Annotated in this window: 11 protein-coding genes; all 11 read left to right on the top strand. The window is 49.8% G+C overall.

The annotated features are described in order from the left end of the window. Nucleotide 1: 1 nt before the first annotated feature. The 11 genes from AB1I50_RS02510 to AB1I50_RS02460 all read left to right on the top strand — a co-directional run bounded on the left by AB1I50_RS02510 (nucleotide 2) and on the right by AB1I50_RS02460 (nucleotide 12,203). Nucleotides 2-1,114, top strand: a complete 1,113-nt coding sequence (locus AB1I50_RS02510) for a stage III sporulation protein AE (protein ID WP_407724635.1) — start codon at nucleotides 2-4, stop codon at nucleotides 1,112-1,114. Then, nucleotides 1,111-1,584 (top strand): stage III sporulation protein AF, encoded by a 474-nt coding sequence (locus tag AB1I50_RS02505; protein WP_407724634.1) that lies wholly within the window; start codon nucleotides 1,111-1,113, stop codon nucleotides 1,582-1,584. The genes AB1I50_RS02510 and AB1I50_RS02505 overlap by 4 nt, the downstream gene beginning before the upstream one ends. A 9-nt stretch (nucleotides 1,585-1,593) precedes the next feature. Then, nucleotides 1,594-2,028, top strand: coding sequence for a SpoIIIAG-related protein (locus tag AB1I50_RS02500; RefSeq protein ID WP_407724633.1), 435 nt, complete (start codon nucleotides 1,594-1,596; stop codon nucleotides 2,026-2,028). A 14-nt stretch (nucleotides 2,029-2,042) separates the two neighbouring features. Then, nucleotides 2,043-2,582, top strand: coding sequence for a SpoIIIAH-like family protein (locus AB1I50_RS02495; protein WP_407724632.1), 540 nt, complete (start codon nucleotides 2,043-2,045; stop codon nucleotides 2,580-2,582). Nucleotides 2,583-2,698: 116 nt separating this feature from the next. Beyond that, nucleotides 2,699-3,124, top strand: a complete 426-nt coding sequence (gene nusB, locus AB1I50_RS02490) for a transcription antitermination factor NusB (RefSeq protein WP_407724631.1) — start codon at nucleotides 2,699-2,701, stop codon at nucleotides 3,122-3,124. Continuing rightward, nucleotides 3,121-4,065 (top strand): peptidase M22, encoded by a 945-nt coding sequence (locus tag AB1I50_RS02485; protein WP_407724630.1) that lies wholly within the window; start codon nucleotides 3,121-3,123, stop codon nucleotides 4,063-4,065. The genes nusB and AB1I50_RS02485 overlap by 4 nt, the downstream gene beginning before the upstream one ends. Next, nucleotides 4,052-5,254: an exodeoxyribonuclease VII large subunit gene (gene xseA / locus AB1I50_RS02480; protein ID WP_407724629.1), complete on the top strand. Its 1,203-nt coding sequence runs from the start codon at nucleotides 4,052-4,054 to the stop codon at nucleotides 5,252-5,254. Before AB1I50_RS02485 ends, xseA begins: the two co-directional genes overlap by 14 nt. Before the next feature lie 131 nt (nucleotides 5,255-5,385). After that, complete coding sequence (locus AB1I50_RS02475) at nucleotides 5,386-8,892, top strand: DNA polymerase III subunit alpha (protein ID WP_407724628.1); 3,507 nt, start codon at nucleotides 5,386-5,388, stop codon at nucleotides 8,890-8,892. A 135-nt stretch (nucleotides 8,893-9,027) separates the two neighbouring features. After that, nucleotides 9,028-9,825: an amidohydrolase family protein gene (locus AB1I50_RS02470; RefSeq protein WP_407724627.1), complete on the top strand. Its 798-nt coding sequence runs from the start codon at nucleotides 9,028-9,030 to the stop codon at nucleotides 9,823-9,825. Between the two features lie 68 nt (nucleotides 9,826-9,893). After that, the gene (iorA, locus tag AB1I50_RS02465) at nucleotides 9,894-11,630 is read left to right on the top strand and encodes an indolepyruvate ferredoxin oxidoreductase subunit alpha (RefSeq protein WP_407724626.1); all 1,737 of its coding nucleotides are present in this window, start codon (nucleotides 9,894-9,896) and stop codon (nucleotides 11,628-11,630) included. Continuing rightward, entirely contained in the window at nucleotides 11,631-12,203 is a 573-nt protein-coding gene (locus AB1I50_RS02460; RefSeq protein ID WP_407724625.1) for an indolepyruvate oxidoreductase subunit beta, read from the top strand. Nucleotides 12,204-12,231: the final 28 nt, after the last annotated feature.

Below are 12,231 nucleotides of genomic sequence, written 5' to 3'. Positions count from 1 at the left end.
CGTGAAAAAGTTTTTGACAATTATAACAGTGCTAATCGCACTTTTGAATATATCCGCCCTGACGGTCAGCGCCGAGGAATACAAATACGATTTTTCCGAGGTTTACGGCAGCTTGTCGGACGAGGCGAGGGAGCATATGCTCAGTATTGGAGCTGACAGCGCCGACGCAAACGCTCTTTCAAATTTGAGCTTTGATAATATTATGAGCGAGATTGAAGGCGTCGCCGCGGACAGTTCAAAATCACCGCTGTCGGGGTTAATCTCGATAATCGCACTGCTTCTTATTTGCTCAATGCTCAGCGCTTATAAATCATCCCTCAGCCCTCAAATCGGTGAAACGCTCAACACCGCCTCGGCGCTGTGCATATGCTGTTCGGTTTTGCCGCCGTCAATAGGCGCGGTCAATACGGCGTGCGATGTTATAGTAAACGCTTCAAATTTATTACTCGCCTTTGTGCCGATTGCTGGAACGCTTATGGTAACGTCAGGTCAGGCGTTCGGCTCGGCGGCGTACTGCGCTTCGGTAATCGCGGCAGGGCAGGGGGTGGCGCAGACCGCTCAAAAGATAATCGTGCCGTTTTTGAATATGTTTTTGGGAATCAGCATATCGGGCGGACTTTCGCCGGGCATTAACCTTAACGGCTTTACGTCGTTTATCTCAAAGGCGTTCAAGTGGATTTTGGCGTTTGTAATGACAATTTTCACTTCCGTACTCGGCATAAAGCAGGTGCTCGCAGGCTCGCTCGATAACGTATCGGGCAGGACGGTGCGCTTTGCGCTAAGCTCCTTTGTGCCCGTGGTTGGCTCGGCTCTTTCGGAAGCGTACCGAACGGTGTCTGGCAGTGTGTCGCTCTTAAAATCGGGCTTGGGAGTATTTGTGGTAATCGCCGTCGGCGTGACTTTTTTGCCGATAATCATAAACTGCCTTCTCTGGTCATTGTCGCTTAAAACAGGCAAAGCCGCGGCAGAGGTTATGGGGCTTAATCAAAGCGCCGTTCTGCTCGACGGTATCGGCTCGGTTTTCTCAGTGTTAATCGCTGTTTTGCTCTGCATCGCCGCGGTGTTCATAATCTCCGCCGCAATGATTTTTTTAATCGGCGGAGGGGGAGTATGAGCGGCTTGGGCGCAGTCGCGGTTTCGGTATGCTGTGCTTCATTAATATGCGCGCTGGTGTCAAACTTCGTAAGCGACAGCTCGGTAAAAAGAGTGTTAAACCTCGTACTCGGGGCGTTTATGGTCTGCTCGCTGATTTTCCCGGTAAAATCCGCGGTGCAGGGAATAAGGGAAGAAATTCCCGAAAGCTCACAATCAGCCGTACAATCCGCAACCGCAGACGAAGCTCAGTATAACCGCCAAATCGTCGCGGAAACGCGGAAAAACCTTGAAAATACCCTTACCGCTCTGCTTAACCAAAACGGCATTTACCCCGAAAGCGTAGAAGTTATTTTATCCGTTAAGCACGACAACAGCATAATTATCTCGCGTATCGGCATATACATAGACAAAAGCTGTACGCAGACGGATAAGATACTTGAGCTCACCGCTCAAAATTTCGGAATCACCCCGAACATTATTACGGAATAGGAAGCAAAAATGACAGACCGGATAAAAAAGATTTTTGACAGCGGCAAGCTCCGCAAAATCATCATAATCTGCGGAATTGCAGGAATAGCGCTGATTTTTTTATCAAATTACATAAATCCCGTCTCACACGGGAACGAAAGGACTGATGTTGTTTCGACAGAGGAATACGGCAAGCGAATTGAAAGCAACCTCGAAACGCTGATCACCCATATTCAGGGCGTAGGCGCGGCAAAGGTAATGCTCACAATGGAAAACAGCGTAGAAAATGTTTACTTAAAAGACAGCACAACCAAAACCAAGGAAGTTGAGCCTGTAATCAGAGGCGTGCTTGTCGTATGCGAAGGCGGTGACGATCCTGTTGTTGTTGAGCGCGTGACCCAAGCGGTAACAAAAGCCCTTGACATTTCGGCAGCAAAAGTATGTATTACAAAATTATCAGAATAAAGGTCGGTAGTATTATGAAATTTCAAAAAAAGTACGTAATTGCGGCGGCGCTTGTCCTTGCCTTAGGCGCGGCGGTGTATGTTAACTGGCAGTTTACCACGAACAACAATACAAGCGTCAAGGAGCTCGGCGCGGCTTCATACGTAAACGCGACGGCAGCGGCAACCGCTGACGAAGCCAAGCAGACCGCGGCGCAGTCAAAGGAACAGCAGAGCTACTTTGCCGCCGAGCGGACAAAACGCCAGAGCACTCAGGACAAAATCCTCGACGAAGCAAAGGAGATTTTTAACCTTGAAAACGCCGATGAAGCGGATGTTTCCGAAGCGCAAAAGAATGTGGAGAAGGTTCTTAAGAGCTTCACAATCCAAGACAGTATCGAAAGCATAATCAAGGCGAAGGGCTTTTCGGACTGCCTTTGCTATATCAGCGACGAGGGCGTGTCGGTAATCGTACCCGAAAGCGAGCTTAACGACAATTCCGTGCTCGTAATCGACGACGCGGTTGTGTCGCACTACGACGTCGCGTATGAAAATATCTCAATCGTCGGCGCGTAAAAAATCCTTTGGACTGGCTTATTACCGTAAAGGTTTTAAGTCAGTCTTTTTCTGTTTACTTTTTCGCTTGTATGTGCTATAATATACCCTGAATAAAAATGTAAAGTTGGGATAATATGTGTAAAGAAGATGTTAAGCTTACAAGGAGCGAAATGCGTGAGCAGGCTTTTATGCTTTTGTTCTCAAAATCGTTTGACGACGAACCGCTCGAAGCCACAATCGACGACAACGCCGAGATGTTCAAGGGCGGAGTGTGCGCCTATGCTCAGGCTGCTGTATCGGGAATTGAGGACAAGCGCGATGAAATCGACGAGATAATATCCTCAAAGCTCAAAAAGGGCTGGACGCTGCGCAGACTTTCCAAGCCGTCGCTTGCAATTTTACGCCTTGCGGTTTTTGAGATTATGTACCTCGACAACATCCCCGACGGCGTTGCCGTTAACGAGGCGGTAGAGCTTGCCAAAAAGTACACAATCGACGAGAGCGGCTTTATCAACGGAATTCTCGGCTCAGTCGTAAGGGACAAAGAGGGCGCAAAATGAGCCTGTTTTTGGGGATTGACACATCAAACTACACAACCTCGGTCGCCCTTTACGACAGCGAATCAAAGACAGTAATTCAGCGCAAAAAGCTCCTTCCCGTCAAGGAAGGACAGCTCGGACTTCGCCAGAGCGACGCGGTGTTTCACCACACGGCACAGCTCCATTCGCTTTTTGAGGAGCTTGTAAAGGATGTAGATACAAAGCAAATCGCTGCGGTTGGCGCGTCGTCAAGACCGCGCCCGGTGGATGGCTCATATATGCCGTGTTTTTCAGTTGGGCTGAACACGGCAAAAATTATTTCTGCCGCGCTAAAGGTGCCTTGTTTTGAGCTTTCGCACCAGGAGGGGCATATCTCGGCGGCGTTGTTCAGCGCCGGCAAGGAGGATTTGTTCGACAAAAAATTCCTCGCCTTTCACGTCAGCGGCGGAACTACCGAGGCGGTAATTGCCGAGGGCAACGGCTGCGGATTTTCCCTTGAAGCCGCTGCAAAAACGCTCGACCTAAATGCAGGACAGGCTGTCGATAGGGTAGGGCTTATGCTCGGCTTAAAATTTCCGTGCGGAGCGGAGCTTGAAAAGCTTGCGCTTAAAAATACCGAAAAAATCAAGGTTAAACCGACCTTAAAGGGCTGCGATTGCTGCCTCAGCGGAGTTGAAAACCTCTGCCAAAAGCATATTAAAAACGGCAAAAGCCCTGAATATACAGCGGCGTTTTGCATTGAGTATATCCGCAGAACGCTTGAAGAAATGACCGACAAAATCCTCGCCGAACACGGCAAAATGCCTGTGGTTTACGCTGGTGGAGTGATGTCGAACACAATAATAAATAATTCTTTTACAGAAAAATACAACGCGGTATTCGCAATGCCTGAGTATTCCTCAGACAACGCCGCAGGTACCGCGCTGTTATGCTACAGGAAATATAACAATGTACACACCTGACATTCAAAAACCTAACGTCCTGAGCGTTTCTCAGGTAACAAACTTCATAAAGTCGCTTATTGAGGGTGAGCCGATGCTTCGAACCGTCTATTTGTCGGGTGAAATCTCAAACCTCGGTTGCTACTCCTCTGGGTTTTACTTTTCTCTTAAAGACAGCAATTCGGTAATCTCAGCCGTGATGTTCAAGTACCAGGCGCAGCGCCTGCGTTTTGAGCCGAAAAACGGTCAAAAGGTGCTCTGCGTGGGCAGAATAGAGCTTTACGCGCCGCGCGGCGCTTACCAAATTCTCATCGAAAATATGCAGCCCGACGGCGTAGGAGCGCTCAACCTCGCCTATGAACAGCTTAAAGAAAAGCTCGAAAAACAGGGGCTGTTTGACGAAAGATACAAAAAGCCTATTCCAAAAATGCCCAAGACCGTAGGCGTGATAACCTCACCCTCGGGCGCGGCGGTTCAGGATATAAAAAACGTGCTATACAGGCGCTATCCGCGCATTGACGTTGTGATGTGCCCTGTGCTCGTTCAGGGAGAGCAAGCGCCTAAACAGCTTGTTGAAGCCATAAAAACGCTCGATAATTACAACCTTTGCGACGTGATAATCATCGGCAGGGGCGGCGGCTCAATCGAGGACTTGTGGGCGTTTAATAACGAGGAGCTTGCGCGGACGATTTTCGAGTGCAAAATCCCCGTAATCTCCGCCGTAGGTCACCAGACCGACTACACAATCTGCGATTTTGTAGCCGACCTTCGGGCACCTACTCCGTCAGCCGCGGCGGAGCTTGCCGTTCCCGATATTGAGGAGCTAAAGAAAAAGTACATCAACCTCAGAAAATCTCTTAGCTATAAGCTCGCTCATAAGCTGAGCGATTACAGGCTTAACCTGTCGCTTTTGCAAAAGCGTGCCGAGGTGGTTTCTCCCGGCAAGCAAACGGAAAAATACATCAACAGCTATAAGCTTGCGGCAATCCGCGCCGGACAGGCTGTTCAGAAAAATCTGGATAACAAACGAAACAATCTTCTCCGCCTTGCGGACAAAACCGAGGAGCTAAGCCCCTTGGCGGTTCTAAAACGCGGCTACGCAATCACCGAAAAGGACGGAGAAATTATCTCAAAATCCGCTCAACTAAAGAGCGGCGATAAATTCACGCTGATTATGCAGGACGGAAAAGTCACTGCAACAGCGGACTAAATATGTAGGGGCGTTCTTAGCACAACGGCAACCCTTTTGGGCTTCGCCCATTTCCCCTAATAGGGGAATCACATTGCACGCCCGCGGGCGACCAATGGTCGCCCCTAAAAAGCAAAAGGGAGGGCGGCAAAATGTCATTTACCCACTTACATGTTCATACCGAATACAGTCTGCTTGACGGCGCATGCAGAATCGGCAAAATTGCCGCCGCCGCAAAGCAAAAAGGCTTTGATTCTCTGGCAATCACCGACCACGGCGTAATGTACGGCGTGATCGACTTTTATCGCGCCTGCAAAAAAGAGGGCATAAAGCCTGTAATCGGCTGCGAGGTCTATGTCGCGCCTAAGTCGAGGCTTGACAAAGCGGCAGGCTTTGACAGATACTACCATATGGTACTTCTCTGTGAGAATATGACAGGCTACCAAAACCTGATTAAGCTTGTGTCCTTAGGCTTTACCGAGGGCTTTTACTCAAAGCCGCGCATTGACGACGAGCTTTTGGAGCAGTATCACGACGGCTTGATCTGCCTTTCGGCTTGCCTTGCAGGCGAAATCCCGAGACTACTAAGCGCCGGGAATTATATCGAGGCAAAAAACAAGGCGCTTTATTACCGCGATTTGTTCGGCAAAGACAACTTCTTTATCGAGCTTCAGGATCACGGAATTGCCGAACAGCACAGAATTTTGCCCGACTTAAAAAGAATTGCGAACGAAATCGGCGTCGGAATGGTCGCAACCAACGACTGCCATTACATAGAAAAAGAGGACAGCAAAATCCACAGTATTCTGCTGTGCATACAGACCAACCGCACCCTTGACGATCCCGACAGAATGGAGTTTCAGACCGACGAGTTTTATATGAAAACCGAGGACGAGATGGCCGCTCTGTTCGGTGAATACGAGGGCGCGATTGAGAATACCCATAAAATCGCTGAGCGCTGTAACGTCGAGTTCGAGTTCGGAGTAAGAAAGCTTCCGCATTTTGACGTGCCTAATCACGAGGATCACCTCGAATATTTCAGAAGGCAATGTTACAGCGGACTTTATCATCACTACGGCGACAATCCCGACCAAAAGCTGATTGACCGACTTGAATACGAGATTAACACAATCAGCAAGATGGGCTTTGTCGATTACTACCTGATTGTCAACGACTTTGTGCAGTACGCAAAGTCAAACGGAATTCCCGTCGGACCGGGCAGAGGCTCGGGCGCAGGCTCGTTGTGCGCCTACTGCATCGGAATTACGGCGATTGATCCGATTAAGTACAACCTGCTCTTTGAGCGTTTCTTAAACCCCGAGCGCGTCAGTATGCCCGACTTTGATATCGACTTCTGCAACGTGCGCAGGGGAGAGGTTATCGACTACGTTGTGCGCAAGTACGGCGAGGACAGGGTGGCGCAGATTGTCACCTTCGGTACAATGGCGGCACGCGCCGCAATCCGAGACGTCGGCAGAGTAATGGGAATGCCCTACGCCGCTGTTGACGAGGTCGCAAAGCTCGTTCCGTTCGAGCTTAATATAACGATAAGCAAGGCTCTCGGCGCAAGCGCTGAGCTAAAGGACAGATACAACGAAGATCCGCAGATTAAAACTCTGCTCGATTACGCAATGAGCATTGAGGGTATGCCGCGACATTCGGGAATGCATGCGGCAGGCGTGGTTATCACGGAACAGCCTGTTTCAAACTACGTGCCCCTCGCAAAAAACGACGACAACGTCGTCACCCAGTACACAATGACAACACTTGAGGAGCTAGGACTTCTCAAGATGGACTTTTTGGGACTTCGCAACTTAACGGTAATCGACGAGGCGGAAAAGCTTATTAAAAAGATAAATCCACAGTATAGTCCCGACGACGTTAAGGACGACGACAAGGCGGTTTTCGCGATGATTTCGCGCGGCGCAACCGAGGGCGTTTTCCAGTTTGAAAGCCAAGGGATGCGTAACGTGCTCACCCAGCTAAAGCCCGACTGCATCGAGGACTTAATCGCGGTGGTATCGCTCTACCGCCCGGGCCCGATGAACAGTATTCCCACGTACATCGAGTGCCGCCACAATCCGCAGAAGGTGCGCTACAAGCATCCGCTCTTAAAGCCGATTTTGGAAGTAACCTACGGCTGTATCGTCTATCAGGAGCAGGTTATGCAGGTGCTTCGCTCACTCGCAGGCTACAGCCTCGGCAGAGCGGATATTGTCCGCCGCGCCATGAGCAAGAAAAAGCACGACGTTATGGAGCGCGAGCGCGAGGTGTTTATAAACGGCCTTGTCGACGATGACGGCAACGTGGTTGTCGAGGGCTGTCTTAGGCGCGGAGTAAGCCGCGAAATCGCAGTGTCCGTCTTTAATGAGATGGAGAGCTTCGCAAGCTATGCCTTCAACAAATCCCACGCCGCAGCCTACGCCGCAGTAACCTACAAAACCGCGTGGCTAAAGTGCCACTATCCGCGCGAATATATGTCGGCGCTGCTGTCGAGCGTGCTCGACAACCGCAACAAGCTGGCTGTCTATATCTCGGAGTGCAAGTCGCTCGGAATCAGCGTTTTGCCGCCGAGCGTAAACGAAAGCGGACTCGGCTTTACCGTTGACGGCAAAAATATCCGCTACGGACTGCTCGCGATTAAAAACCTCGGCAGGCAGTTTATCGAGCAGATTATCACCGAGCGCAGGTACAAGCCCTATGCTTCGCTGTATGACTTTTGCAAGCGCCTGTCGGGCAAAAATATGAACTCGCGCGCGATTGAAAGCCTTATCAAATGCGGAGCGTTTGACGGTTTAGGCGCAAACCGCCGTCAGCTTTTGCAGGTTTATTCCAAGGTGCTCAGCGACGTAGAGTATGAGAAAAAGCACAGCCTGAACGGTCAAATGTCGTTCTTCGATATGGGGCTGAGCGAGCAGGAAAAACGCTCATCAGAGCCCGAGCTTCCCGATGTTCAGGAGTACAGCCGCGGAGAGCTTTTGCAGATGGAGTACCAAATTGCAGGAATGTACCTCAGCGGACACCCGATTGACGATTATTCGCAGTTTGCAAAGGCAGTAAAATCCGACTCAATCGGTGAGATTGTCACGCGCGAGAGCAAACGCTATTTCGACGGCAAAAAGGTCTGCGTGGTCTGCATAATCGCAGGTTCAAAAACCCAGCTTACCAAGAATAACAAGCTTATGGCGTTCGTCACCGCCGAGGACAGGAGCGGCTCAATCGAGCTCGTCGTGTTCCCGAATGTCTACGACAGGTGCGTGTCGGTCTTAAACGACGGCAACGCGGTAATAGTCAGGGGAAACCTCAGCTATAAGGAGAACGAGGAACCGAAAATCATCTGCGACAGTATGGAAAAGGCACGTGAAAACGGCGAGGTCGCTAAGTTTGAGCAGAATAAACTCAAAGCGCCTGTAAACAGACCTCAGCCCAACGCCGCGCCGTCGGCATTGTACCTGAGAATTGACGACTTAAATACGCCGATGTACGAAAGGGCACGGCGCGTTATAGATATTTTCGAGGGCAGAACGCCTGTAATATTCTACCTCACAAACACCAAGCGCAAGGTAAAAGCCCCTGCGCAGATGTGGGTAAGCCTAAACGACGTGATGATTAAGGAGCTGAAATACCAGCTCGGCGACAACAACGTTGCAGTAAAATAGAGTTTGGAGTTTAGAGTTAAGAGTTTAATTATAGGAAACGTATACTAAGTAAAACAAACGTATCTTAACTGTCTACAGCGAAGCCTCTAACCATTTACGAAGTGACTTTTTAGCTCAAACTATGGAGTAATTGATATGATAATCGATTTTCACACTCACACCTTTCCCGATAAAATGGCGGAAAAGACAATCGCCTTTCTGTCGGAAAAGGGCGGAATAAAGCCGTACCGCGAGGGCACGGCGTCATCTCTTACCGAGCTGATGAAACGCAGCGGAGTTGACTACAGCGTTGTTTTGCCTGTTGCCACTCTGCCAAAGCAGGAAAAAACCATCAACCGCACCTCGGCAGAGCTTAACGGCAAAAATAACCTCTTTTTTGCAGGCGCAATCCACCCCGACTGCGAGGACGTTGACGGAACTCTCGACTATATTAAGGAGAGCGGATTGTTCGGAATTAAGCTGCATCCCGACTATCAGGGCGTTCACTTTGACGACGGCCGCTACATTAATATTATGAAAAAGGCGTTTGAGCGCGGCTTGTACGTCATCACCCACGCAGGGCTCGACGTAGGCTATCCCGACCACATCCACTGCACTCCCGATATGATATTAAACGCGCTTTCAAAGCTCGGAAGCCCTGCCGAAAACAAGCTGATTTTGGCTCACCTCGGCGGTTTTCAACTATATGACGAGGTGCTCGAAAAGCTAATTGGACTGCCCGTGTTTATGGACACCGCCGTTGTGCTCAGCTACTATCCCGAAAAGTCAAGGGAAATCATCGACCGCCACGGCGCTGATAAAATTTTGTTCGCGTCCGATTCACCGTGGGCAGACCAGGCTGAGTTTGTAAAAATCATAAAATCCTACGGCTTTTCAAAAGAGGACGAGGATAAGATTTTTTACCAAAACGCATGTAAAATATTAGGATTGTAATTTGTGTCGTAATGTGATATAATTAAAAGGATATAAAATAATAATGATAAATAATGGAGGAAAATCAAGTGAAGAAGCTAATGTTGGGCAATGAAGCGATTGCCAGAGGACTTTACGAGGCCGGCGTTAAGCTTGTGTCGAGCTATCCCGGTACTCCTTCAACGGAAATCACTGAGTTTGCCGCAAAGTATGATGAAATTTACTGCGAGTGGGCGCCTAATGAAAAGGTTGCCACAGAGGTAGCCTTCGGCGCGTCTTTGCGTGGAGTAAGGTCTGCGTGCGCCATGAAGCACGTCGGTCTTAACGTGGCGGCAGACCCTCTGTTTACACTCTCATATACAGGCGTAAACGGCGGAATGGTTATCTTCGTAGCCGACGACCCTGCAATGCACTCGTCGCAGAACGAGCAGGATTCGCGCCATTACGCAATTGCCGCAAAGGTTCCTATGCTCGAGCCTGCGGATTCCGCAGAGGCAAAGGACTTTGTAAAGCTTGCTTTTGAAATTTCCGAGGAGTTCGACACTCCCGTTATCATCAGAATGTGCACCAGAATTGCTCACTCACAGAGCACTGTTGAGCTTTGCGACAGGGTAGAGCGCGAGCTTCCTGCGTACGAGAAAAATCCGCAGAAGTTCATTATGGCGCCAGCAAACGCTATCCGTCGCCATCCGTTTGTTGAGGAGCGCACCAAAAAGCTCTCTCAGTACGGCGAGACCTCTCCTGTTAACCGCGTAGAGTACGGCGGAACAGAAAAGGGCATTATCTGCGCAGGCACTTGCTATCAGTATGTCAAGGAAGTTTTCGGTGACAGCGTATCGGTGCTTAAGCTCGGACTTGTAAATCCCCTTCCTGTCGATATTATCAAGGACTTCGCCGCTAAGGTAGACAAGCTCTATGTTATCGAGGAGCTCGACGGCATTATCGAGGGACACCTCAATTCTCTCGGAATTCCCTGCACAGGCAAGGAGATGTTCTCGCCCCTCGGTGAATACAACCAGACCACGATCCGTGAGGCTTTCGGTATGGCTCAGCCCGAGTTTACCTCGGCTGATACCGCAGTTCCGGTTCGTCCTCCGGTAATGTGCGCAGGCTGTCCGCACCGCGGATTGTTCTACACACTTTCAAAGCACAAAATCACCTGTTTGGGCGACATCGGCTGTTACACACTCGGTTCAGCCGCTCCGCTTACCGCTCTCGACTCAACGCTCTGCATGGGCGCGTCCGTTTCGGGACTTCACGGCTTTAACAAGGCAGGCGGTAAGGAGACCGAGGGCAAGACCGTATGCGTAATCGGTGACTCAACCTTTATGCACTCAGGCGTAACAGGCTTAATCAACATAGCTTACAACGCCTCAAATTCAACGGTTATCATCCTCGACAACTCAATTACCGGTATGACAGGCCATCAGCAGAACCCCACCACAGGCAAGAACATCAAGGGCGAGCCTGCGCTTGCCGTAAACCTCGAGGAACTCTGCAAATCAATCGGAATCGAGCGCGTAAGGGTAGTAGACCCATACAATCTTAAGGAGTGCGAGGACGCAATTATGGAGGAGCTCAGCGTTGAAGCTCCGAGCGTAATTATCTCGCGCAGACCTTGTATGCTCTTAAAATATGTCAAGGCAAAACCGCCCGTTAAGGTTAATAACGACAAGTGCGTAGGCTGCCGTCAGTGTATGAAGCTCGGCTGTCCGGCAATCAGCTTTAAGGACAAAAAGGCGGTTATCGACTTTACCCAGTGCGTAGGCTGCGACGTCTGCACACAGCTTTGCCGTGTAGGCGCAATCGAGAAAGGGGAGAGATAAATGGAAACTAAAAATGTTATGATCGTCGGCGTAGGCGGTCAGGGAAGTCTCCTCGCGAGCAAGCTGCTCGGCAAGCTGCTCACAGCCGAGGGCTACGACGTAAAGGTTAGTGAGGTTCACGGAATGAGCCAGCGCGGCGGTTCCGTAGTTACATATGTTCGTTTCGGTGACAAGGTATATTCTCCCGTAATCTCAAAGGGCGAGGCTGATTTTATCGTTTCGTTTGAGAAGATTGAGGCTGCGCGCTATGCCGACACCCTCAAAAAGGACGGCAAAATCGTAGTAAACTCACAGATGATTGACCCAATGCCTGTTATCACAGGCGCTGCCGAGTACCCCGAAAACGTGCTCGAGGAGCTCAAGGCAAAGGGAGTTTTTGTTGATGAAATCGACGCTCTCAGCCTTGCACAGCAGGCAGGCAACGCAAAAAGCGTAAATATCGTACTTATGGGCAGACTTGCCAAGTACTTCCATATAGACTACGAAAAGTGGCTGGAAGCAATTAAGGTTTCGGTAAAGCCTCAATTTGTTGACGTAAACCTGAAGGCTTTTGAATTGGGTTATAGATATTAAGCGGTAAAAACCGCGCAAAACCGAAATA

Source organism: Ruminococcus sp. NATIVEDY161 (assembly GCF_045819895.1).
In the GTDB taxonomy this organism is placed as follows: domain Bacteria; phylum Bacillota; class Clostridia; order Oscillospirales; family Acutalibacteraceae; genus Ruminococcoides.
Note: the sequence above shows the minus strand (reverse complement) of the source record. Positions and strands in the feature narration are given on the sequence as shown.